Origin of the sequence: Gordonia malaquae (assembly GCF_037148075.1) — a bacterium.
In the GTDB taxonomy this organism is placed as follows: domain Bacteria; phylum Actinomycetota; class Actinomycetes; order Mycobacteriales; family Mycobacteriaceae; genus Gordonia; species Gordonia malaquae.
This window is the reverse complement of sequence record NZ_JBBCUB010000001.1, coordinates 1,236,657-1,260,042: the sequence shown is the minus strand read 5'-3', so window position 1 is coordinate 1,260,042 and position 23,386 is coordinate 1,236,657. Positions and strand designations below refer to the sequence as shown.

Sequence of the window (23,386 nt, the reverse complement as noted above, 5' to 3'; positions counted from 1 at the left end):
CGGTTCGTCAGCTCTGCAGCGAGAGGAACTCGCCGTAGAACAACGTCAAGCCGAGCGCACAGGCGATGGCGGTGAGGAGCCAGAACCTGATGATGACCGTCGTCTCGGCCCAACCGCCCAACTCGAAGTGATGGTGGAACGGTGCCATGCGGAACACGCGCTTGCCGGTCGTCTGGAAGAACGCGATCTGTACGACCACCGAGATGATCTCGGCGACGAACAGTGCGCCCAGGACAACGGCGAGAAGCTCTGTCTTCGTGGTGATCGACAGTCCCGCGATCAGACCGCCGAGTGCCAAGGAGCCCGTGTCACCCATGAAGATCTTCGCGGGAGCGGCGTTCCACCAGAGGAAACCGAGGCACGCGCCGCCTGCCGCGACCGCGACGACCGCGAGATCAAGGGGGTCACGGACCTGGTAGCAGCCCGCCTTGTCGTCGGACACGCCGAGCAGCTCGCACGACTGGCGGAACTGCCAGAACGTGATGAGGACATACGAGCCCATCACCATCGCGGCCGATCCCGCGGCGAGGCCGTCGAGGCCGTCAGTGAAGTTGACCGCGTTCGACCACGCCGCCACCACCAGCCAGCAGAAGAACACGAAGCCGACCGCCGTCAACGAGATGACGTTGATGTCGCGCGCGTACGAGAGGTGCTCGCTCGCGGGCGTCAATTCGGCGCCGTTGCGGAACTGCAGCAGGAGGATGCCGAAGATGATTGCGGCGAGGAACTGGCCGACCGACTTCGCAGTCTTGTTCAGACCGAGATTTCGCTGCTTGCGGATCTTGATGAAGTCGTCGAGGAAGCCGACAAGACCCAGTGCGGTCGCGAGCCCGAGCACCAGCAGTCCAGAAGCGCTCGGCCCCTGCCCGTTGCCGATCAGGCCGACGAGGTGGGCGCCGAGGTAACCGGCCCACAGCGCGGTGATGATGGCGACGCCACCCATGGACGGGGTGCCGCGCTTGGCCTTGTGGCTCTCGGGCCCCTCGTCGCGAATCTCCTGGCCGAATCCCTGGCGGGAGAACACCTTGATCAGCACGGGGGTCAACAGAATCGACACCGCCAGCGAGATCGCTCCGGCGATCAGAATCTGGGTCACAGCTGATGAATCCTCACTCGTCGAGAGAACTTTGACTACTGAATCTAGCCTGTGAAGGCCCTGAATGAGGGCACCCGGTAGGCGGTCGCGCGTCGGACGTCACACTTGGACGCGACGAACCTGCAGGTGGAGCTCGTTCTGCCAGAAATCGATCAGTGCGGGTGCGAGGTCGTCCGGTCCGGCGACCACCACCACGTCGCCCGGTCCCGGCCGGTAGCCCGGCGCGGTGCGCATGTGGTCGACGGCCTCCGCCGGTGTCCCGACGAATGCGGCCTCGTCGCCCCACGACCCCTCCATGACCGCCCCCTGATGCAGGGCCCGGACCACACGTGACTCGCCGACCGCGATGATTTTGTCCACTGCGACGCGGACTGCCTGTCGACCCAACCCGTCGTGGTCCACCGCCCGACTGTTGTCATCGGCTCCGTCGGCGTCGGCGAGCTCGCCGAACACCGCCCACGTTCGAGCCGAGTCACCGGAGCGGTGAGCGCTGCCGGCGCCCGAGTCCGCGGCGACCGCCACCATCGCGCGAAGCAACCGCTTGGCCGCGGGCACATCGGCTCCGGACTCGGCGACCATAACGCGCAGCAAGGCGTCGCCGGAGATCGATTCGAGCGCTTCGCCGAGCACGGTGCGGTCGTCGAAGGGATGCTTCACCCCGTTGATCTCCTGCCCGGTCTCGTGTCCTTTGCCCGCGACGAGGACGACGTCGCCGGACCGTGCCCACTCGACGGCGGCGGTGATCGCGGCACGTCGATCACCGATCTCCCGAACGTCCGACGCCCTGCGCTGGGCAGCAGGCACTCCTTCCACCCCAGCGACGACTGCCGCGCGGATCGTCGACGGATTCTCCGACCGCGGATTGTCATCAGTGACGATCACCAGATCGGCCGCTCGCACGGCGGCCGCACCCATCAGGGGACGCTTCTCGGTGTCGCGGTCCCCACCCGCACCCAAGACGACGGCGATACGCCCGTCTGTGTCCGCGGCGAGGGTCGCGAGCACCGCTTCGACGGCAGCCGGCTTGTGCGCGTAGTCGACGACTGCGAGGAAGTCCTGCCCGCGATCGACCTTCTCGACACGTCCGGGCACGGCCACGTGGGCGAGCCCCTCGATCGCGACGTCCACGTCGACACCGGCTGCGTCGACGGCGGCGAGCGCGACGAGGGCGTTCGCGACGTTGTAGGCGCCGGGAAGCGGGACGAGGATGTCGTGGGCCGCGCCGTCCGGGCCCACAGCGGACACCCGCTGGCTCCCCTGCAGGTCGCTGATCACTGCCGAGACATGCCAGTCGCCGGGCGTCTCCCCGGTCGACACGGTGACTGTCGGGTGACCGCCGTCGGACGCTATCCGGGCCATCCGCGCACCCCACTCGTCGTCGACGCAGATCACTGTGCGCGCCGCGCGATTGGGCGAGTCTGATGCGAACAGCCGTGCCTTCGCATCAAAGTACTCGTCCATCGTCTTGTGGTAGTCGAGGTGATCCTGCGACAGGTTGGTGAACACTCCGACCGCGAATCGGCAGCCGTCGACGCGACCGAGCGACAGCGCGTGACTCGACACCTCCATCACGACGGCGTCCGCGCCGCGTTCGAGCATCACCGCGAGCAGCCGCTGGAGGTCGGGCGCTTCGGGCGTGGTGAGGTCGCTCGGGATCGGCTCACCGTCGATCCTCGATCCCGTCGTCCCGACGAGTCCGACGCTCTTGCCCGCCGCCCGCAGCGCCGACTCCGCCAGGTACGACGTTGTGGTCTTGCCGGACGTCCCGGTGATGCCGATGAGAGTCAGTTTCGACGACGGGTCCCCGTACACGCGCGCCGACACTGCACCAAGCACACTGCGCGGCTCAGGGTGGACGAGCACCGGAAGCGTCGAACCGACTCCGCGGACCGTCTCGAGGCCTGCCGGGTCGGTGAACACCGCTACGGCCCCCGCCGCCTCCGCCTGACTCACGTAGGTCGCGCCGTGCGTCCTGGTCCCCGCCATCGCGGCGAACACGTCTCCCGCACCGGCGGCCTGCGCGCGCAGCGTGATCCCGGAGACCTGAATGTCCGGGCCGTCGAGCGATGCACCGGACAGCGCTCCGAGCTGCGACAACAGCACCGGCTCGGTGGCCGGTCGGAACCCGTTGTGCGGGGCGTCCGCTCCTGTGCTCACTCGAAGACCTCTTCCTGTGGTGCTCCGCGCACGACAGATCGATCGTGCGCGTTCTCGACAGATGAATCTACCGTGGCCGTCCGACAGAACCGGTCAGGCCTGCAGGCGCAGACGCGGTGCGGGCTGGGCCGAGTACGGCACGCGCTCGTGCTGCAGCAGCCACGCGCCGATCGTGGCGAACAGCGGTGCCGCCGACTGACCGCCCGAGCCGTCCGAGCTGCGAACCGGGTTGTCCATCATGATGCCGACGACGTACCGCGGGTCGTCCGCCGGAGCGATCCCGGCGAAGGTGATGTTGTAGCTGGACTTCGAGTAGCAATTGCAGGCCGGGTCCACCTGCTGAGCGGTTCCGGTCTTGCCCGACGTCTGGTAGCCGGCGATGGCGCCTTTCGCGCCGGTCCCCTGCTGATTGCCGTCGTCGTCGTTCTGCATCACGGCGCGGAACATGTCGCGGACCGTGTCGGCCGTCTTGGGAGAGACCACCCGCACCGAGTCGGGCTTCTCACCGCCGGTGATGATGCGCGGCGGAATCCGGACACCGCCGTTGGCGATCGCCTGATACATCGAGGTCATCTGCAGCAGGGTCATCGACAGACCCTGGCCGATCGGGAGGTTCGCGAACGAGCCACCGGACCATTGACTGAGCGCCGGAACGTCGCCGGGGCTCTCGCCCGGCAGGCCGACTCCCGTCATCGCGCCCAGCCCGAAGCGCTGCAGCATGTCGGCGAAACGCCGCTCCCCGACCCGCTGCGCGAGCATGAGGGTGCCGACGTTCGACGACTTGCCGAACACTCCGGTCGTCGTGTACGGAGCCGTGCCGTGGGCCCAGGCGTCGTTCACCGTGATGCCCGACATCTTGATCGATCCGGGAACCTGCAGCACCTCGTCGGGATTGGTCACGCCGTATTCGAGGGCCGCGGCGGCGGTCACGATCTTATTGACCGATCCGGGCTCGAACGGCGACGTCACCGACCGGTTGCCCAGGTCGGCGCCCTTCTGCTCGTCGAGAGGCTTCGACGCGTCGAAGGTGCCGTCGTTGGCCATCGCGAGGACTTCCCCGGTCCGACTGTCCATGACGACCACCGACACGTTGTTCGCGCCGGACGCCTTCTTCGCCATGTTGACCTGGCTCTGCACAAACCACTGGACGTCGGAGTCGAGAGTCAAGTGGACGGTCTCGCCGTCCTTCGCGGGATGGACGTTCCGTTTGCTGCCCGGAATCATCACACCGTCACGGCCCTGGTCGAACGTCTCGGTGCCGTTGGTACCTGCCAACACGGGCTCGAGCGACGATTCGAGACCGATCAGCCCGTTGCCGTCGTAGTTCACGTCGCCGACGACGTTGGCTGCAAGGGATCCGCCCGGGTACACCCGGATGCTCTGCTTCTCGGCTCCGACCTCCGGAAACTTGTCCTGGATGGACTTCGCGAGTTCGGGGGTGATGGCGCGCGCGAGGTAGACGAAGTCCTTGTCGGACGTCAACCGCGTGAGCAGGTCCTCCTGGCTGATGCTGCCGCCGAGCATCTCGGACACGCCCGCGGAGATCTCCTTGAGTCGCGTCGGGACGTCGGGCACGGCGTTGTTCTTCTTGTGCTCGGTGTCGATCGACGCGCGGACGGCCTTCGGCTGGAAGGTCAGGGCCCGCGCGTCGTCGGTGTGCGCCAGGAGTCGCCCGTTGCGGTCGACGATGGACCCGCGAGTCGCGGGCAACTGCATCGTCACAGACCGTTGCTGGGCGGCGAGCGCCGAGATGTCGTCCGCTGCGATCACGTTGACGTACACCATTCGGCCTGTGACGAGCACCAGAGCGGCGGCCACGAGAACTCCGACGATGCGCTGCCTGCCGATGAATCGAGGCGACGGAGCCGAGTCGAGTTCGTCGATCCGGGAGTCGTCCACCGGCGGCGGGGTCGGCGGCCGACTGCCCGCACTCGATCGTGCGCCCGGCCTGGACGCCGGCGGGCGCACGGAGCGGGAACTGGATCGGGTCATGATTGTCGATTCTCCACCCGGTCAGCGTGCACGTGCGGTATTCGGCCTCGGCGTGGCGGCAGACCGGGGAACCACATTCGGCGCGGGCGTCGACGATGTCGGGGCCGTCGCACGGTCGGTGGACGTGGGTTCGGTCGACGTGGTGCCCGTCGTGCCGAGTCCCTGCGAGTCGTCGACCTTGTCCGCATCGATCTTTGCGACCGGGTTGGGCTCCGGGTTCAGAGCCGGCAGCGGTTTGCCGTCTGCCGGAGTCGCCGTACCGCGGACCTTCTTCGATCCGCTTTCGCCGACGGTCACCTGCACAGCCCCGTCAGCCGGCACCATGCCCTGCTCGGCTGCCTTCGCTGCGAGTTCAGGTGCAGCGTCGGCCTTGTCGAACGTGCGCTGCAGATCGTCGCGGCGGTCGGACAGCGACTGGTTCTCACTGCGCAGCGCGTCAAGCGCATACGAGTCCTGGGCCGACTTCGTCGTCAGGTACAGGGTGAGGCCGAGCGCCCCGACGATCAGGAGCAGAACCGGGAACACCAGCGGGACGCCGGCGATTCGGCGACTGGTGATCCCACCGCTCGGCCCGACCGGCCCGATGCGACGCTCGCGCCGGTCCAACGCGCGTTGCGCGGCCTTCGACCGATTCGCTCGCTCGACCGTCGCGGTGCCGCGGGTCCTCCGTGGACGGCGTTCGCCTCGTGCCTTCTCGGTCCGAGCGCCGGCCCCCGCCGAACGCTCGGGACCAGTCTTACGGTCGTCGAGCAGTGTGCTCACCGTGTGCCCCCTTCGTCTTCTGCCACGCGTTCGATCGCGCGGATGCGTACCGGCGCAGACCGCGGGTTCGCTTCGCGCTCAGCCGCGTCGGCCTGTTCCGCTCCCCGTGTGACGAGTGCGAACCGGGCGGCCGTGCCCGGAAGATCCACCGGAAGCCCGGCGGGTGTGGTGTTGCGGACGGCTTGGGCGAAGTCTCGTTTGACGATCCGGTCCTCGAGGGACTGGTAGCTCATCACCGCGAGACGTCCGCCGACCGCGAGTACGTCCAACGACGCAGGGATCACGCCCCGGAGCGAGTCGAGTTCGTGGTTCACCTCGATGCGCAAGGCCTGGAACGTCCGCTTGGCGGGATGCCCGCCGGTCCTGCGCGTCGCGGCCGGGATGGTCGCGTAGAGCAGCTCGACAAGTCTGCCGCTCGTGGTGAACGGCTCGATCGCACGCTCACGGAGGACCGCCGACGCGATCTTCCCCGCAAAGCGCTCCTCGCCGTACTCACTGAGCACTCGCGCCAACGCGCCGTGCTCATAGGTGTTGAGGATGTCCGCGGCGGTCAGGTCGTCGTCCGAGTTCATCCGCATGTCGAGCGGCGCGTCGACCGAGTACGCGAAGCCGCGATCAGTGCGGTCGAGCTGCATCGACGAGACACCGAGGTCTAGCAGGACACCGTCCACGGTCGACAATCCGGCTCGCGCCACGACATCGTCGATCTCGTCGTAGCGAGCGTGGTGGAAGAACACACGGTCGCCGAACCCGGCGAGTCGTTCACTCGCGATGCCGATGGCCGATGTGTCGCGATCGATGGCGTGCACGACGAGCCCTGGCAACCGGGTGAGGAAGTACTCGGTGTGACCGCCCGCTCCGAGGGTTCCGTCGACGAGGACCGCGCCTGTGCCGTCGGAGTCGGTCCGGGTCAGTGCTGGTGCCAGGAGATCGAGCATCCGCTCGGCCATCACCGGCACGTGACCGTGTTCACCGTGCTGACGTTCGTTCACTGCGCCTCCTCCCCGGTGTCGCATGTCTGACGACGACGCCACGGCCGGGTGGCAGACGCGTCGTGATGAGCTGGACGAACCGAGACACGCCGGAGAACAACACTGCGGTGAGGCGGGGTCCCCGCCCGAGCGCACCTGGCGTTGGGGAAGTACGTCAGGGTCGATCGGGCCGAGGCCTCGTCTCACCGCAGGTGTCGTCGTCCGTCGTTTTCAGTTCGTCAAAAAGTCGCTAGAGGATCGAGTCCAGTGCGGTCGATCCGGCGTTCGAGAACGCTTCTTCGTGCTCTGCCTGGTACTCGCGCCACTTCTGCGCGTCCCAGATCTCGAGGTGGTCGTACGAACCGATCACCACGCACTCCTTGGTGAGTTCCGCGTATTCGCGATGCTCACCCGAGAGGCTCACCCGCCCCTGTCCGTCCAGTCGCTGCTCGTCGGCGCCTGCGAAGAAGTACCGCAGGAACGCACGTGCCTCGGGATCGTTGCGCGATGCCGTCACCGCTTTGTCGGCGATGGCGTCGAACTCCTCCGCGCGGTACACCGACAGGCTGCGGTCTTGGCTTCTAGTCACCATGACCCCTCCTGCCAACGCGTCCCGAAACTTGGCCGGCAAGGTCAACCGCCCCTTGTCGTCGAGCTTGGGTGTGTAGGTACCGAGAAAGCGAGCCATGTCGGCAACCTCCTCACCCGTTCTGGTTTCGGCGGTTCCGGTGTCCCCCTCATCCAGTGATGCCCACAGTACCCCACTTTCCACCACTTTCCACCCCGCGAGCCCCACCCCTTCCCCACCCACTTCTATCTGCGCAGGTCAACACCATGATGACTTCGGAGATTCTCAGGAAACAGCCAGCACACAACGCGCGTGTCGGCCTACACCCTTGGGGCAAAACAGCACTAAAGAGGCTGAAGAGAGATGGTGTGCCCATTGAGTGGGTGAAAGTGGGGAACCGGGGTGGGGCGTTGTGGGGACTCGGGGGCACAAGCCCGCCGACACACCAAAAAGCGGGGCCTCCCCTTCTCCTCGGTGAGAGAAGGGGAGGCCCCGCTTTTACAGAACTAGTGGACTGTTAGTGATCGTCCTGATCGAACCGGCGCTGGAAGCGTTCTTCCATGCGTTCGCTCAGTGACGGCTTGCTCGGCTTGGCCCGCGAGGACGATCCGCCATTCGATGTCGACGATACGTCCGTCAGATGTGGACCTCGCGGCCCGAACATCCCGAACGCCGCGGCTGCGAACATCACGAGGAAACCGATGAAGCTCAGAATGCGGAGACCGCCCACTTCGACGTCGACCATGAGGCCGCCGACAAGAAGCGCCAGACCGACAAGGAACCCGAGCACGGCGACAAGGCGTCGTCGTGCCGTCGGACGGCCGACGCGCTGTTTTGTCACGCTCGAGGCGAACTTCGGATCCTCGGCGTACAGCGCGCTTTCGATTTCGTCGAGCATGCGTTGCTCGTGCTCAGAAAGCGGCACTATCCCTCCTCGCTGGTCAGCTAGGCGTCATCGGTCAATGCCCAGTACAACTTCATGATACGAGCAGATCCGCTTGACGACCACCACTCCGTCCGGTCGAACGACGGCGATCGGGCATCTTTCCCTGTTCGTACATCAATAGTGTGGCATCTGCCACGTCCAAGAACTCCATCGCCCTGCGTTCCACACGCGCACACAGCGTTGAGTCGACAGTCTTGACCAGCCCGGCCTCGACGTGGCCACGCATCACCGACAGTCCACCGAAGTATTCGGCGAGGTCGTGCGCCTCGGGGGCCACCGCCTTGATTCGACTCCATGCGTCACGGGCATCCCGGCGTCGGCGCACCGGACCCGGCGGCTCGTGAACTGCAAGCACCGCAGCAGATGCACGGATCGCAGCCAGGTAGAAGAGACGAAACCGCTCGGCTCCGTCGTCCTCGACGGCCGAGGCGTCCTCGAAGAGGGCCTCAGCCCGCTCGAGGAGTTCCCGGCTGCGCAGCACGACCCGCTCGTCGACGACACCTCGCGTCGACTCGGACGATCGTGCACTCGCTTGCGACCGTGCCATCTCGTGTCACGTCCTCTCGTCAGGTCCTGCCCGTTCCGGCGCCTCACCGGTGATCTGGTGCAACAGTCCCATGAGGGTCTGACATTTCTGGTCGCGCTAATCTCTCCACAGCTTTCGCCGCACCAGATAGGACTGAAGGATGACCAGCCGTTCGCTGTCCCCGTACCGCCTGGTGGCGCTGCACCCACAGGACGCGAACGAATGGATCGACCCCGCGGTGCACACGTATGTGACGGCGATGAACTATCCGCGCGGAACCGAGGCCCACCGCGCTCCCCTGTGGCGGGACCACATGACTCGACCCGGCTGGTACGCGGTCGGCGCGTTGATGCAGGTGTCGAGCATCGATGCACTGCGCCCGTCGATCAGTCGATTGCGCGTCGACGGTATGACCGGCGTGGATCGTGAGGTGCTGGTCGGAGTCGCGTACGGGTATCACGGCGCCCGTGATCAATGGTGGAATCAGCAGCTGCGATCGGGACTGCGGCGCACGGGTCGTCCGCCCGCCGAGATAGAGCGGATCACCTCGGACTACTTCGAGCTCACCGAACTCCACGTCCACCCGATTGCGCAGGGTGCGCGGCTCGGCGAACGTCTGCTGCTGGCACTGCTCGCAGACCGGCCCGAATCGAGGGTCCTCCTGTCCACACCGGAGGTCGCAGGCGAGGCGAACCGCGCCTGGTCGTTGTATCGGCGGCTCGGGTTCGCCGATGTCCTGCGAGGCTTCACGTTCGTCGGCGATTCCCGGCCCTTCGCATTCCTCGGGCGCGCACTCCCGTGTCGCGAGGACCATTCGTTGCAGCGCTCTGGCACGATGACACCGTGAAGTCACTCCGCAGAGCCCCGATTCTCGCCGTCGTCGCGCTCCTCGCAGTGGCGCCGCTGCTGTCCGGCTGCCTCACCAAGTCGACGACGGTCGGCGACCAGTTCTCTGGTCGAATCCTCGTCGTCAGCAGCCCTGACGCAGGCCCTACGACTCCGGCGTTCGACATTCCCGCGTCACTCGGCAGCCAGGTGTGGTCCACCGACTTCCCGTCGAACGACGCCGCGACCGCGCCCACTGCGAGCAAGACCCCGGACTCCGCCGACACCGTCGTACCCACCGCCGAGGGGAAGAAGGGCGCGCAACTGTCGTTCGATCACCTTTCGACAGGGCAGTTCAGCCAGTTGGGCGACATCATCGCCGGTGCGCTCCCGGATCCGACCGCAACCGTCGATTTGAAGGCGACACGCAGCGGCGAGTTCGTTCGCCTCCGCGGATCGGCGTCGCTCCTCGATCTCGACCCGGCGACGACGTTCGTGTCGATCACGGTCGACTTCGCGGGGCCGGTCGCGGCGACGAACGGTCAGCAGTCGGGCGACTCGACAGTCACCTGGATCCCGCAGCCCGGTCAGACGACTGAGTTCAACGCCGATTCCGAGTACGCCGACCCGGCGACCGCGGCGGTGCCGAGTTGGACGTGGTTCATGCTCATCCTGTGCGGCGCCCTTGTCGTCTTCATCGGCCTCGCCGCCTACAAAAACCGCGACAACAGTCCGCGACCCGGCCGTTCGCAGAAGTCCAAGCCTCTCCCGAAGCCGCTGCAGAAGGTGGCCGACAAGGTCACGTCCTCCGACTGACCCACCTCAGACCGAGGCGCGCTCCAGAGCACCACGGGTGTCGATGCCGATGCGTTCGAGCACTTCGCTCGTCGCCTTCGTGAAGTTGAGGCTGCAGAAGTGCAGGCACGGTGCACCCTCGTCGATCAGCCGCTGCGCCATCTCGGTGCACAGGTCGATCCCGACCTGACGGATGGCGGCCTTGTCCTCCTCGGGACCGTCACCCGCTGCTTCTACGAGCCGCTTCTCGACGTCGGCCGGGATCGTGCTGCCCGACAGTTCGGTCATGCGTCGAGCCGTCGCAAGCGACGTGATCGGCATCAGGCCCGGGATGAGCGGCTTCGCGCCCTGTTCCGGGTCTGCGGCCACGACCCGATCGCGGAGACGGAAGTAGTCGTCGACGTCGAAGAACACCTGCGTCACGGAGTACTCGGCGCCCGCACGCAGCTTACGGACGAGGTTCTCGGTGTCCGACGCCAGATCCGGCGAGCGATGGTGCCCTTCGGGGAACGATGCGACTCCGGTGTGGAAGTCGCCGAGCGAGTCGATGAGCTCCACGAGTTCCGATGCGTACTCGACACCCTGGGGATGCTTGGTCCAGGTGCCGAGCGGATCGCCCGGGGGGTCGCCCCGCAGTGCGAGAAGATTGACGATCCCCTTGTCGGCGTACGCGCCGACAAGCGCGCGCAGTTCGTCGATGCTGTGGTTCACCGCGGTCAGGTGCGCGATCGTCAGCAGTGTGGTCTCGGTGGCGAGTTCGCCCGCGATGCGCACGGTGCGATCGCGGGTCGTCCCGCCTGCACCGTAGGTCATCGAGACGAAGGCCGGGTTCATTCGTTCGAACACCCGCACGGCACGCCACAGTCGAGCTTCAGCCGCCTCGTCGCGCGGCGGGAAGAACTCGACTGAGAACGGCACGGGCCCGCTGTGTGGGGCTGCGATCCGTTCGACGACGGACTGCCCGCGGGCTGCGACGGCTGTCGACTCATTGCGTTCACTCACGAGCCGATCATACGGTCGCGGTCCGATCCTTCGGATTCGACTCCGACCCGACCCCTGCTCCGATCCAGGCAGTGACCTACGGGTCGACGCGTCGGCGTGAGTGCCGTCACTGCGACGTCCACCGGTAGGGTTGCTGGCGTGGTGAATCTGACGGAGCTGCCTGCTGCAGTGGACGACGTGCTCGACGGGTTCTTCCAGGCCACGGCACCGATCCTCGAGGCGATCTATCCCACTGTCGGCGAGGGGGGCGATGCGCTGCGCGACTTCGTGATGACGGGCGGAAAGCGAGTCCGACCGCTGTTCGTCTTCGCTGGACGGCAGTGCGCCGCGGCGGGTCCACCACTCGCCAACGGAGATAAAATCACCTTGATTGAAACTCCGGACGAGCTGCGCGAGACGCTGCGGGTCTGTGCGGCGATCGAGCTTATCCAAGCGTGTGCTCTCGTCCACGACGACATCCTCGACCGCTCGGACACGCGCAGGCAGAATCCGACGGTGCATCGCCGCTTCGAAGCCGTCCACGCCGACCGCGGATGGGCTTCGGACTCCGGACACTACGGCGACTCTGCTGCGATCCTGATCGGCGACATGGCGCTTGCCTGGGCCGACGACCTTTTCCACGGCGCGATGCCGACGCCTGATGCCGTCGCCGATCCCCCGCACCGCCCGATCCCGTTCGCGGCGTCCGCGGTGTGGTCCAGGATGCGGACCGAGGTGCTCGCGGGCCAGTTCCTCGACATCACCAACGAGGTGTCCGGTGACGAGTCGCTGACCGCGGCAGAACGCGTGATGGCGTACAAGACCGCCGCCTACACTGTCGCTCGACCATTGGAGCTCGGGGCGACACTCGGTGGAGCGTCCCCCGAACTGTGTGCCGAACTCCACGGCATCGGCATCGACCTCGGTATCGCGTTCCAACTGCGCGACGATCTGCTCGGAGTGTTCGGCGACCCCGCCGAGACCGGCAAGCCCTCGGGCGACGACCTCATCGCGGGCAAACGCACAGCCCTGCTCGCCGTCGCGCTCGACGCCGCTTCCGATGCCGACGCCCGTCTGCTCCGCAGCAGCGTCGGCCGCCCGATCAGCGATGCCGAACTGGCCGCCGCCCGCGACGTCCTCATCCGATCCGGTGCCGTGGCCGAGATCGAACGACAGATCGCCGATCGCCGTGACGTCGGCCTCGCCCGGATCGACGCCCTCGACTGCCCTGCTGCGGCTCGCGCCGACCTGACGTCGATGGCGCACCGCATCACCAGCCGGAACAAGTGACTGCGGTGTCGACTCCCCATGTCGTCGTGATCGGCGCAGGCCTGTCCGGACTGTCGGCCGCGGCTCGACTCCGCCAGTCCGGCGTCGACGTGACCATCATCGAAACAGCATCTGCGGCAGGCGGTCTCGTCCGCACCGAAACGATCGGCGGGCACCGATTCGACACCGGCGCGACTGTCCTGACCATGCCGGGACTGCTCGTCGACGTGCTCGATGCCGTCGGAGTGACCGAAGATCAGGCCCGCGAACGGCTGTCGCTGACTCCGGTCGATCCGGGCTACGTGATGAACTACGCCGATGGAACTTCGTTGACCATCCCGCACGATGCGGCAGCGATTCCGGCCGCCGTGGCCGACGCGTTCGGTCCGAAGTCCGGATCTGACGTGGCCGACCTGCTGACCTGGCTCCGGAGAGTGTACGACGCGGAGTTCGAGGTCTTCATCGACCGGAACTTCGACGGATTCAGCGACCTGGCCGATGGACGGACTCGCAAGGCCGCCGCCGAGCTCGTCCGGCTCCGCACCCTCGGCGGCTTGACCGGCGCGATCGCACGATTCGTGTCGGACGAACGTCTGCAGCGCGCATTCACCTTCCAGGCGCTGTACGCGGGTGTCCCGCCGCACCGTGCCCGGGCGATCTACGCGATCATCCCCGACATGGACATCGGGCGGGGAGTCTGGGCGGCGCCTGGAGGCATGGGTCGGGTCGGCGAAGTCCTCGCGTCCGCGCTTGTCGATGCGGGCGTCCGCATCTCCTACGGGACCACCGCGACCGGGTTCACCAGGGACTCTGCGGGCTCGATCGTGGCCGTCGACACGACCCACGGTCCCATAGCCGCGGACGCCGTCGTCTCGACTGTCGAACGTGACGCCGTCGCTCGTCTGACCGGCGAAGGTCGCGCACGTCGACGTCTCACGTATTCGCCGAGCGCGGTGGTGGCCCACGGCCTGGTGCCGGTCGATGTGACCGCCCGGTGGCGATCGGGTCATCACACACTCGACTTCGGCACTGCGTGGACACAGACGTTCGCCGAGATCACCGGCCGCCAGGGCCGCGTGATGTCGGACGGTTCGTTCCTCGTGACGCGCGGCGCAGTCGGCGATCCGGGAACGTTTGTCGTCGACGGCCTGGAGTCGGTGTCAGTCCTCGCTCCGACGCCCAACCTCGACTCGGCCGAACTGCCGTGGGACGTCCTCGCCGAGCCGTACGTCAACGAAGTACTCAGCACCCTCGCGCACCGCGGGTACTCGGGAATCGACTCGATGCGCATCCTCCGCATCGATCACCCCCGCACGTGGCAACGCGCAGGCCTGCCCGCGGGAACTCCGTTCTCGGCCGCTCACACGGCCGCCCAGACCGGGCCGTTCCGCACGCGCAACGTCTGGCCCACGATCGACAATCTTGTCCTCGCGGGCAGTGCCACGGTGCCCGGTGTCGGCATCCCACCGGTCCTGATCTCGGGCGGACTCGCGGCTTCGCGTGTCATCGACATGCTGAGTACAGGCGTCGACCGATGACGACGGCAGCCACCGACAACAGCGTCGACTCGTCCGGCGGCTCGCTCAAAGCGTTCGTCGGCCGGTATCCGGACTCCGTCATGGGGTTCGCGGGCGCGTTCGCCGTCACGATCGGCACGTACGGCCTGGCCGACGTCCCGCGAAACGATGCGACGCTCGCCGACCTGGGCCTTGCGCCGATGACGTACGGCCACGGCAAGACCCTGTCGGGTGTGGTGTTCTGGCTCGGCGTCACGCTGATGATCTGGGCGTGGGTGCGGATCGGGCGGGCCCCCCATGCGATGAGCCTGCGGGCGACCGTCACAACGGTCCTCGCGTGGGCGGCGCCGCTGATGCTCGCGATCCCGGTCTACAGCCGTGACGTGTACGCATACCTCGGTCAAGCGATGGTCCTCGCCGACGGGTTCGACCCGTATCAGGACGGTCCCGCCCATGTCCCAGGCCCCATCGTCGACTCGATGGCTCAGATCTGGGCGCCCACGACGTCGCCCTACAGTCCGGCGTTCATGCTGCTCGCACGCGGTGTTGTCGAGGTGACCGGCCAGAACGTGTTCGCAGGCGTCATCGCCTTCCGGATCGTTCTGCTGCCAGGTCTGCTGCTCGCGCTGTGGGCTGTCCCGAAGATCGCCGCGCACTTCGGCGCGAGTCGTCGCCGAGGGCTGTGGCTGGCAGTCCTCAACCCGATGCTGCTGATCCACCTCGTCGGCGGTCCGCATGCCGAACTGCTGTTGATGGGTGTCCTCGCCGCCGGCGTCGCACTCGTCCTCGACGGCCGCCACATCCTCGGGCTGCTGGTACTCGGCTGCGCCGGATCGCTCAAGGTGACCGCGTTCATCGCGGTCCCGTTCGTGGTGTGGATCTGGATCGATCATCTGCGCAGAGAACGCGCCGTCTCCGTGCGGGACGGCGTCGGGGTGTTCGCCGCGACGGCAGCGATCCCGCTGGCGGTCTTCGGTGCGTTCACAGCGATCCTCGGGCTGGGCATAGGCTGGACGAACGGGCTGACGTTCGCGGACCGCATCATCAACTGGTTCACGCTTCCGAGCCTGGTCGGCCATGTGGCGAGCTACGTCCTCGCGCCGTTCCACGTGTGGAATCTGCAGGCGATCCTGCCGGTGACTCGCTTGATCGGCCAGGTTGTGCTGGCGGTCCTGCTGGTCTGGTTCTTCTTCCGTGGACGCGGCGACGAACGCTCGGCGATGAGGTGCATGTGCTGGGCGATGTTCGCGGTCCTGCTCCTGGAACCTTCCACTCTGCCCTGGTACTACTCGTGGGTCACGGTCCTGGTGGTCGCGTTCACCCTGCCGATGTGGGCACGTCAGACGATCGTCGGAGCAAGTGCCTTCCTGCTCATCGTGTTCCAGCCGGACGACTCGATCGTCTTCTACAAACCTGTCGAGACGCTCCTCGCGCTTGCGCTCTCGGTGCTGGCCGCGGTCGCGCTGCGGCGGGCCGATCCGCTTCGACTGCGGCGCGGCGGCGCCTTCCTGCTCGGGAGATGAGCGACGTCGCACGCGGGCACTCCGTCGCACGGTCGGTGACGGCTAGCGCAGGCCGCACCTATTATCTCGCGTCCCTCCTGCTGCCCGCACCACGGCGCCGCGCAGTGCATGCGCTGTACGCGTATGCCAGGTCTGTCGACGACGCCGTCGACAGCGGCCTCGCACCAGACGTCGCGACAGCGCGGATCGACGTCCTCGAGGCCGGGCTGCACGCCGCGCTCCGCGGCGATGCACCCCCGACTGGATTGGACGTCGACGACGCCGACATGCTCGCCGCGCTGGCCGCCGCCGTCCGAGACAACGGAATTCCGATCTCAACGTTCGACGCCTTCGGTCGCTCCATGCGCATGGATCTGCCCGGTACACCGTTGTTCCGTAACCGGTACCGGACGTTCGACGATCTCGCCGAGTACACCTACGGTTCCGCCGCGGTCATCGGCATCCAGATGATCCCGGTGCTCGGGGCCGACCCGTCGCTCGGCGACGGCGCCGCGCTGCTCGGCGAAGCGTTCCAACTCACGAACTTCATCCGCGACGTCGCAGAGGACCTGCGACGCGACCGCGTGTATCTCCCGTTGGACGTTCTGTCGGCGTTCGGCGTCGACGAGGATCTGCTGCACGACGACCTCGGGCGGCGATCGACGTCGCCGGCGTTGAGGCGTGCGATCGCCCACGTGATCGCGGTCAACCGGGATCAGTACCGACGGACCACGCCGGCGATCGAACGTCTGCCCGCAACCACTCGCCCCGCCATCGCTGCCGCCGCACGCTCGTACAGCGACATCCTTCGAATGATCGAAGACGCCGATCACGATGTCATGGCGGCACGGGCCGCAGTACCTAGGCGCACCCGCGTCCGTCACGCGGCACAGTCGTTGTTCGGCGCCCCACGGTTCTGATCGAGGTCAGGTGCCGACCCCCTAAGCGCCGAGGCGATCCACCCGCACCGCGATCTGGTCGTCGGAGGGTTCATGGCCGGCGGCACATCGCATTTCAACGCGGACGGGTGCGTCGCAGTCGATGTGCGCCAGTCGCAAAGGCGTGGGCGCGTCGGCGTGGACCTCTCCCCACTGGAACAGGCCGAACACCACCGGCATCAGACCCCGTCCGGATTCGGTGAGCACGTACTCGTGACGAGTTCGCTCCCCCACTTCTCGGTACGCGCGCTTGTCGAGAAGCCCGGCCTCCACGAGGCTCTTCACGTTCGCCGACGTCGTCGCAGGTGACATGCCGACCCTCGCGGCGAAGTCGTCGAATCGCGTGGTGCCGTAGAACGCCTCCCGCATCACCAACATCGCGTTGCGGGTGCCGACTACTCGCATCGCCTTCTCGATCGGGCACCGCCCGTGAGTGACCCACGCGTCCCGATCGGCCAGGACCCCGTCCAACCGCATGACACACCTCACACATCCACTGACTTCACATTGTTGAATCCAGCGTACAGTCAACACTGACTTCAGAACACTGAAGTCAGATCGTGAAGGAGAACTCCCATGACCGGTATCGCACGTGACGCAGTGATCGTGGACGCGGTTCGCACACCCGTGGCGAAGGGCAAGCCCAGCGGCGCATATCACGAGATCCACCCCGTCGACCTGCACGCTCGCGCCCTCTCCGCCCTCGTCGAGCGGACCGGCATCGACCCAGGAAGCATCGACGATGTGATCTCCGGCGCCGTCGGTCAGGTCGGCGAGCAGTCGGGCAACACCGCTCGGTGGGCCGCACTCGCCGCAGGTCTCCCCGAGTCGGTGCCCGCGGTGACTGTCGACCGGCAATGCGGGTCGAGCCAGCAGGCACTGCACTTCGCAGCGCAGGGTGTCATCGCAGGCGCGTACGACGTCGCGATCGCGTCGGGTGTCGAATCGATGAGCCGCATTCCCATCGGTTCGCAATTCCTCGGCGCGGACTTCGCGGGTCCTGCCGTCGCCGAACGCTACACCCCCGGCCTCATCCCGCAGGGCGTGAGCGCCGAGTTGATCGCCCAGAAATGGGATCTGAGCCGGACCCGTCTCGACGAGTTCTCCGCGGAGTCACACCGCCGGGCCGCTGCCGCGTGGGCCGACGGCGCATTCGACTCTCAGATCACCTACGTCACCGATCTTCGGATCGACGAGACGATCCGCCCGTCGTCTACAGTCGAGACCCTCGCCGGCCTGCGACCCGCGTTCCAGAGCGACACGTGGGAGGAGCGCTACCCCGACCTCGACTGGCGGATCACCGCGGGCAACAGCTCACCCGTCAACGACGGATCCGCCGCGGTCCTCGTCGCATCGGATCTCGCCGCGAGAGAACTCGGCCTCACTCCGCGAGCACGCGTTCACTCGTTCGCCGTCGCGGGCGATGATCCGATCCTGATGTTGACCGGCATCATCCCGGCCACCCGAAAGGTACTGGAGCGTGCAGGTCTGACCATCGCCGACATCGATGTGTTCGAGGTCAACGAGGCGTTTGCCAGCGTCATCCTGGCATGGCAGGCCGAAACCGGCGCCGACCTGGGACGAGTCAACATCAATGGAGGCGCCATCTCGATCGGGCACCCGTTGGGCGGGTCCGGAGCGCGCCTGACGACCACACTGCTCAACAATCTCGAGCAGGTTGACGGACGGTTCGGACTTCAGGTGATGTGCGAAGCAGGCGGCCTGGCGAACGCCACGATCATCGAGCGGATCTGACGACTGAGGCGTGTTGCGCTAGAAGGCCTGGGCTTGCGCTCGACGGATGACCTCGCGCGCGGAATGCGTGTGGAGGGCGTCCGCCGGGCGCAGACCGAGGTCGTCCTGCTCGGTGAAGAGCCATTCCATCGCCTCGTCGCGGGTGTAGCCGCCATCGAGGAGCGTGCGGACCAGGCCCTCGAGGTGCTTGGCGAGGCCGTCGGGGCCGAAGAAGGCCGCGGGAATCACCGGCACGCCGTCACGAGACGCAGCGAGAAGGTTATGGTCCCGGACCAACGTCCGGACACGGTTGGAGGAGATGTGAAGCCGACGGGCCGCCTCATCGAGGTCGACGGTCTCGACGTCGGCGGGCAGGATGTTGACGGAGAGCGGAAGGGATGCCACGGGCGAAACACTACCCGCCCGGTCGGACACCTCACACGAGAAGCCAGGCGTACCGGGTAGATTCGAACATCATGACAGCCCCCGCCGACCCGTTGATCGGCCGCGTTCTCGAGCGGCGATATCAGATCGACGCTCCGATCGCGCGCGGTGGAATGTCGTCGGTGTACGTCGGGACCGATGTCCGGCTGCACCGTCGAGTCGCGATCAAAGTGATGGATTCGCGGTACGTGGGCGATCCCCAGTTCCTCCGACGCTTCGAGTTCGAGGCGCGCGCCGTCGCAGGATTGAGCCATCCGGGACTCGTCGCCGTGTACGACCAGAGCATCGACGGTGACATCGCATTCCTGGTCATGGAACTCGTCCGGGGCGGCAGCATCCGTGAACTCCTCCGCGAACGTGGCCCCATGCCGCCGCATGCGGTCGCAGCGATCGGCATCCCGATGCTCGGCGGTCTCGGCACCGCCCATCGCGCGGGCCTGGTCCACCGCGACGTGAAGCCCGAGAACGTGCTGATCTCCGACACCGGAGACATCAAGGTGGCGGACTTCGGCCTGGTTCGCGCCGTCGCCGAAGCCGGCGTCACATCGGCGAGCGTGATCCTCGGAACGGCCGCCTACCTTTCTCCGGAGCAGGTGTCGTCCACCGATATCGACGCGCGCAGCGACGTCTACTCCGCAGGCATCCTGATGTTCGAACTGCTCACCGGCAGGCAACCGTTCAGCGGCTCCACCCAGCTCGCGCTCGCCTACCAGCGACTGAGCTACGACGTGCCCGCCCCCGGAGACCTGATTCCCGGGGTCCCCCCGCAGTTCGACGACATCGTGCTCCGTGCCACCGAGCGGCGTCCCGATGATCGGTTCGCCGACGGATTTGCGATGCAGCACGCCATCCTCGACGCCGTCGACGAGATAGGCCTGCCTCCGTTCACCGTCCCCGCGCCGAGCCAGGCGTCGGCCCGCGTGACGAACGCGATCGCCCGCCCCGTCGTGCCCCGCCCCGTCGCCCCGCCTGCGGTGGCTCGACCGGCAGTCGCCGGGACCCGACAGGCCACCGACCCCGATCGATTCGACGATGACGCCGACTACGACGACTATGCGGACGACGATCACTGGGACGACGACTACCAGGACGCCCGCTACGCGGACGACGACTGGGACCACGACGAGGAGCCCGACGACGCGCGGTCGGCGCGCCGAGAGCACCGTGGTGCCCAATCGCGACGGCCCGATGTCGACGACGACGCCCTGCCGCCGTCCCGCCGCATGGCTGCCGTGGTCTGGTTCATCCTGGTCACCGCCGTCGCCGCCGGAATCGGAACGCTCGGATGGGCTCTCGGTTCCGCCGTCGCCTGACCGCCGGCCCCGACCCGGACGAATCCAGGGCCGATCGACCCAGGCCGTGAATACGGACGATTAGTACGTTCGGACGAACTCTGTACGAACGACTCATCTTGGCCAATATTTGTCAGATCCCTCGCCTACGTTGATGTCCGCAAGCAACCGGGCGTCCCGCCCGGAGCTCCTCACAAAGGACATCCCAGTGATCTCTTTCCGTTCCATCGCAGTCACCGCTGTCGCCGTCGTCGCGCTCGGCGCCACCATCGCCTCCGGTGAAGAGGACAAGCCCGAGAAGGTCGACGGCGCGAACGCGACCCAGCAGGCAGCCGACTTCAAGATCGGCGAGACCGTGAAGCTCGGCGACTGGCAGGTGAAGGTCTACGGCGTGCAGGACCCGTATGTCTCAGACAACCAGTTCATGACGCCGTCGCCCGGCAACCGCCACGTCGTCGTCGACACCGAGGTGACAAACAAGAGCGACTCGTCACAGACCGTGTCGTCGATGATGTGCTTCGAACTGCTCGACGAGAAGAACAAGTCGTACGACATCGCCATCACCGACGCTGCGGACAAGACGCTCGACGGTGACGTCGCCGCTGGCGCCTCGCGACGCGGCAGTCTCGCGTACGAAGTGCCGGAGACCTCGAAGAAGCTGCAGCTCAAGTTCAGCTGTGACCTGTTCGGGTCCGGCTCGGCTCTGATCGCCCTGTCGTGACCAAGCCGGGCGACCTCCTGCTGAGCCCGTGGGTCGGCATCGCGCTGATCGTGCTGGTCCTCAACGACCATGTGCTCAAGGCGCGGTTCGGCGGCATGATCACGGGAAAGCTGTCCGATGTGGTGGGAGTCTTCGTGCTCCCACTGCTCACCTTGGCTCTCGTCGAGGTCGCCCGGTACGCGTTCGGACTCCGGTGGCTCAGCGGCCGACGCGACGTGCTGATCCACGTCGCGGTGGTCGGGTTCGGCTTCGCTGCGGTCAAGACGATTCCGGCGGTCGACCGAGCCTACGAGTACATGGTCGGACTGCTGCGCACCATCGTCAGGTTCTCGACCGACCCGGTCACTCCGATTCTGGTCTATCCGGACACGACCGACCTGCTCGTGCTTCCGGTGCTGGTCGGAACGTATGCGCTGGTGGTCAGCCGCGAAGCATCTCGGCGACGAGGAACGCCAGTTCCAGCGACTGCTGGGTGTTCAGGCGGGGATCGCACGCCGTCTCGTAGCGCCCTTCGAGGTCAAGATCAGAGATGTCCTGAGCACCGCCCAGGCACTCGGTGACGTCCTCCCCGGTGAGCTCGATGTGGATGCCGCCCGGATGGGTGCCGAGCGCACGATGCACTTCGAAGAAGCCCTGAACTTCGTCTACGACCCTGTCGAAATGGCGCGTCTTGAAGCCTGTCGACGCCGTGTGGGTGTTGCCGTGCATCGGGTCGCACTGCCAGATCACCTTGTGACCGGTCGCCTCGACGGCTTCCACGATGGGCGGGAGAACGTCTCGCACGTTGCCGTTGCCCATTCGGGACACCAGCGTCAGACGTCCGGGACGGTTGTCCGGGTCGAGCAGCTTCACGTAGTCGGCGGCCTGCTCGGGCGTCGTCGTCGGCCCGATCTTCATGCCGATCGGGTTGCTGATCAGCTTGGCGAGCGCGACGTGGGCACCGTCGATCTGGCGGGTCCGCTCGCCGATCCACAGGAAGTGCGCCGACAGGTCGTAGAGGACCTGCTCATCGCCACCGTGCGGGTCGTCGGCCAAGCGCAGCATGCCGCGCTCATAGTCGAGGACGAGAGCCTCATGGGAAGCGAAGATCGAGGCCGACTCCAGGCTCGAGTCGGTCACCCCGCAGGCGTCCATGAACTTGAGGCCGCGGTCGATCTCGGCGGCCAGCGCCTCGTAGCGAGCGCCGGCGGGCGAGGTGCGGACGAACTCGCGGTTCCAGTCGTGGACCCGAGCCAGACGTGCTTCGGCACCGGTCAACGCCCGGACCAGGTTCATCGCGGCCGACGCGTTCGCGTAGGCGCGGACCAACCGGGACGGATCGTGGGCACGTGCCGCCTCGTCTGCGGCGAGCGAGTTGACCATGTCACCGCGGTACGACAGGAGACCGAGCGAATCGGTGTCCAACGACCGGGGCTTCGCGTACTGACCCGCGATGCGGGCGACCTTGACCACCGGAAGGCTGGCACCGTAGGTCAGCACGACAGCCATCTGCAGCAGAGTGCGGATGTTGCCCTTGATGTGCGGTTCGGTGTTGGCGGCGAACGTCTCAGCGCAGTCACCGCCCTGCAGCAGGAACGCCCGACCGTGAGCCACCTCGGCGAGTTGGTCGGCGAGGTTCTCCACTTCGGTCGGCATGCAGATCGGCGGCACACTCTCGAGCACGGTGCGCATCTTGCGCGCCTCGTCGGCGGGCCAGCTCGGCTGCTGAAGCGCGGGGCGCGCCAGCACGTCCTCGAGTTTCGCAGCGAGGGAACCCGGCAGCGGAGGCAGTTCGGGAAGCTCGTCGAGGGGCACGTCTACGGTCCAGTTCACCACGTCGTTCAGCCTATCCTGCGGGTGCGGACGCGTCTCGCGCCGCCTCGATCGAGCGCCACTTGTTCAAGTTGTGGCGAGCGTCGGCGAGCGCGTCGTGCGCGTCCTTCGGCGCGGGAGGCAACGTCGGCGAACCGGCGGCCTCCCAATGCTGGCGGAGTTCCCGGGTGAAACGCGGCAGGTCGCGGGGAAGCTCGGTCATCGGACCCCACAACTGACAGAGCACCACATGGTCGTAGGCGGCCACCCACGCCCACAGCTCGACGCGGCCGTCCCCGGCGACGAGGAAGTCGTAGAGGTCGTCGCGGATGGCGCGCCGGGACTTCCACGCCTTGTCGGCAGGCGACGGCAGCTTGTCGAGCACGTTCGCACGCACCCAACTGCCGGCCCGGCCTGGGTCGAACTCGGTGGAGACGGCGTAGAACTCGCGACCGTCCTCGGCGACCACGCCGATCGACACGAGTTCGATCGTGGTTCCGTCTTCGATGAACTCGGTGTCGTAGAAGTAGCGCACGAGTTGAAGGTTATCCCGTCGCAG

The 23,386-nt window shown here is 66.8% G+C and carries 22 protein-coding genes; 9 read left to right on the top strand and 13 right to left on the bottom strand.

Annotated features, from left to right (window positions below; all coding sequences use genetic code 11):
- Positions 1-7: 7 nt before the first annotated feature.
- The 8 genes from mraY to WFK36_RS06315 all read right to left on the bottom strand — a co-directional run bounded on the left by mraY (position 8) and on the right by WFK36_RS06315 (position 9,039).
- Positions 8-1,096 carry a phospho-N-acetylmuramoyl-pentapeptide-transferase gene (gene mraY / locus WFK36_RS06350; RefSeq protein WP_205328696.1) on the bottom strand — a complete coding sequence of 363 codons (1,089 nt, stop codon included), beginning with the start codon at positions 1,094-1,096 and terminating at the stop codon, positions 8-10.
- Between the two features lie 99 nt (positions 1,097-1,195).
- A complete protein-coding gene (locus WFK36_RS06345) occupies positions 1,196-3,253 on the bottom strand; it encodes a UDP-N-acetylmuramoyl-L-alanyl-D-glutamate--2,6-diaminopimelate ligase (RefSeq protein ID WP_336790681.1) in 2,058 nt (685 codons plus the stop codon).
- Between the two features lie 93 nt (positions 3,254-3,346).
- Complete coding sequence (locus WFK36_RS06340) at positions 3,347-5,245, bottom strand: peptidoglycan D,D-transpeptidase FtsI family protein (RefSeq protein WP_336790679.1); 1,899 nt, start codon at positions 5,243-5,245, stop codon at positions 3,347-3,349.
- 21 nt (positions 5,246-5,266) lie between these two features.
- Positions 5,267-6,007, bottom strand: coding sequence for a cell division protein FtsL (gene ftsL / locus WFK36_RS06335; RefSeq protein ID WP_336790677.1), 741 nt, complete (start codon positions 6,005-6,007; stop codon positions 5,267-5,269).
- The gene (gene rsmH, locus WFK36_RS06330) at positions 6,004-7,023 is read right to left on the bottom strand and encodes a 16S rRNA (cytosine(1402)-N(4))-methyltransferase RsmH (protein WP_336790675.1); all 1,020 of its coding nucleotides are present in this window, start codon (positions 7,021-7,023) and stop codon (positions 6,004-6,006) included. Before rsmH ends, ftsL begins: the two co-directional genes overlap by 4 nt.
- A gap of 205 nt (positions 7,024-7,228) precedes the next feature.
- Positions 7,229-7,666: a division/cell wall cluster transcriptional repressor MraZ gene (gene mraZ, locus WFK36_RS06325; protein ID WP_336790673.1), complete on the bottom strand. Its 438-nt coding sequence runs from the start codon at positions 7,664-7,666 to the stop codon at positions 7,229-7,231.
- A 397-nt stretch (positions 7,667-8,063) separates the two neighbouring features.
- Positions 8,064-8,471 carry a DUF3040 domain-containing protein gene (locus WFK36_RS06320; RefSeq protein WP_336790670.1) on the bottom strand — a complete coding sequence of 136 codons (408 nt, stop codon included), beginning with the start codon at positions 8,469-8,471 and terminating at the stop codon, positions 8,064-8,066.
- A 52-nt stretch (positions 8,472-8,523) separates the two neighbouring features.
- Positions 8,524-9,039 carry an SAV_6107 family HEPN domain-containing protein gene (locus tag WFK36_RS06315; RefSeq protein WP_008376760.1) on the bottom strand — a complete coding sequence of 172 codons (516 nt, stop codon included), beginning with the start codon at positions 9,037-9,039 and terminating at the stop codon, positions 8,524-8,526.
- 139 nt (positions 9,040-9,178) lie between these two features.
- On the opposite strand from WFK36_RS06315, the gene WFK36_RS06310 reads away from it, so the two are divergent.
- The gene (locus WFK36_RS06310; protein WP_336790667.1) at positions 9,179-9,865 is read left to right on the top strand and encodes a GNAT family N-acetyltransferase; all 687 of its coding nucleotides are present in this window, start codon (positions 9,179-9,181) and stop codon (positions 9,863-9,865) included.
- The gene (locus tag WFK36_RS06305; protein ID WP_008376765.1) at positions 9,862-10,659 is read left to right on the top strand and encodes an LppM family (lipo)protein; all 798 of its coding nucleotides are present in this window, start codon (positions 9,862-9,864) and stop codon (positions 10,657-10,659) included. The genes WFK36_RS06310 and WFK36_RS06305 overlap by 4 nt, the downstream gene beginning before the upstream one ends.
- 6 nt (positions 10,660-10,665) lie before the next feature.
- On the opposite strand, the gene WFK36_RS06300 is transcribed toward WFK36_RS06305, so the two are convergent.
- A complete protein-coding gene (locus WFK36_RS06300) occupies positions 10,666-11,640 on the bottom strand; it encodes a methylenetetrahydrofolate reductase (protein ID WP_008376767.1) in 975 nt (324 codons plus the stop codon).
- 138 nt (positions 11,641-11,778) lie between these two features.
- On the opposite strand from WFK36_RS06300, the gene WFK36_RS06295 reads away from it, so the two are divergent.
- The 4 genes from WFK36_RS06295 to WFK36_RS06280 are packed head-to-tail and all read left to right on the top strand — an operon-like array spanning position 11,779 to position 16,827.
- A complete protein-coding gene (locus tag WFK36_RS06295) occupies positions 11,779-12,909 on the top strand; it encodes a polyprenyl synthetase family protein (protein WP_336790664.1) in 1,131 nt (376 codons plus the stop codon).
- The gene (gene crtI, locus WFK36_RS06290) at positions 12,906-14,426 is read left to right on the top strand and encodes a phytoene desaturase family protein (protein WP_336790662.1); all 1,521 of its coding nucleotides are present in this window, start codon (positions 12,906-12,908) and stop codon (positions 14,424-14,426) included. Before WFK36_RS06295 ends, crtI begins: the two co-directional genes overlap by 4 nt.
- Positions 14,423-15,928 carry a polyprenol phosphomannose-dependent alpha 1,6 mannosyltransferase MptB gene (gene mptB / locus WFK36_RS06285; RefSeq protein ID WP_336790660.1) on the top strand — a complete coding sequence of 502 codons (1,506 nt, stop codon included), beginning with the start codon at positions 14,423-14,425 and terminating at the stop codon, positions 15,926-15,928. Before crtI ends, mptB begins: the two co-directional genes overlap by 4 nt.
- On the top strand, positions 15,925-16,827 hold the full coding sequence (locus WFK36_RS06280) for a phytoene/squalene synthase family protein (protein WP_336790658.1): 903 nt from the start codon (positions 15,925-15,927) through the stop codon (positions 16,825-16,827). Before mptB ends, WFK36_RS06280 begins: the two co-directional genes overlap by 4 nt.
- 21 nt (positions 16,828-16,848) lie before the next feature.
- Here the strand turns inward: WFK36_RS06280 and WFK36_RS06275 are convergent, their stop codons facing one another.
- Complete coding sequence (locus tag WFK36_RS06275) at positions 16,849-17,322, bottom strand: winged helix-turn-helix transcriptional regulator (protein ID WP_336790656.1); 474 nt, start codon at positions 17,320-17,322, stop codon at positions 16,849-16,851.
- 99 nt (positions 17,323-17,421) lie between these two features.
- On the opposite strand from WFK36_RS06275, the gene WFK36_RS06270 reads away from it, so the two are divergent.
- A complete protein-coding gene (locus WFK36_RS06270; protein ID WP_336790654.1) occupies positions 17,422-18,600 on the top strand; it encodes a thiolase family protein in 1,179 nt (392 codons plus the stop codon).
- A gap of 18 nt (positions 18,601-18,618) precedes the next feature.
- Here WFK36_RS06270 and WFK36_RS06265 read toward each other — a convergent pair whose 3' ends face one another.
- Positions 18,619-18,984, bottom strand: a complete 366-nt coding sequence (locus WFK36_RS06265; protein ID WP_336790653.1) for an Rv2175c family DNA-binding protein — start codon at positions 18,982-18,984, stop codon at positions 18,619-18,621.
- Between the two features lie 71 nt (positions 18,985-19,055).
- On the opposite strand from WFK36_RS06265, the gene WFK36_RS06260 reads away from it, so the two are divergent.
- Together WFK36_RS06260 and WFK36_RS06255 are read left to right on the top strand one after the other, a co-directional pair.
- Positions 19,056-20,336, top strand: coding sequence for a protein kinase domain-containing protein (locus tag WFK36_RS06260; protein WP_336790652.1), 1,281 nt, complete (start codon positions 19,056-19,058; stop codon positions 20,334-20,336).
- A gap of 187 nt (positions 20,337-20,523) precedes the next feature.
- Positions 20,524-21,036 carry a DUF4352 domain-containing protein gene (locus WFK36_RS06255; protein ID WP_336790650.1) on the top strand — a complete coding sequence of 171 codons (513 nt, stop codon included), beginning with the start codon at positions 20,524-20,526 and terminating at the stop codon, positions 21,034-21,036.
- 420 nt (positions 21,037-21,456) lie between these two features.
- Here WFK36_RS06255 and WFK36_RS06250 read toward each other — a convergent pair whose 3' ends face one another.
- Both WFK36_RS06250 and WFK36_RS06245 read right to left on the bottom strand, forming a co-directional pair.
- Positions 21,457-22,851, bottom strand: a complete 1,395-nt coding sequence (locus WFK36_RS06250; RefSeq protein WP_336790648.1) for a class II 3-deoxy-7-phosphoheptulonate synthase — start codon at positions 22,849-22,851, stop codon at positions 21,457-21,459.
- Positions 22,852-22,861: 10 nt separating this feature from the next.
- A complete protein-coding gene (locus tag WFK36_RS06245; protein WP_336790646.1) occupies positions 22,862-23,362 on the bottom strand; it encodes a polyadenylate-specific 3'-exoribonuclease AS in 501 nt (166 codons plus the stop codon).
- Positions 23,363-23,386 lie beyond the last annotated feature (24 nt).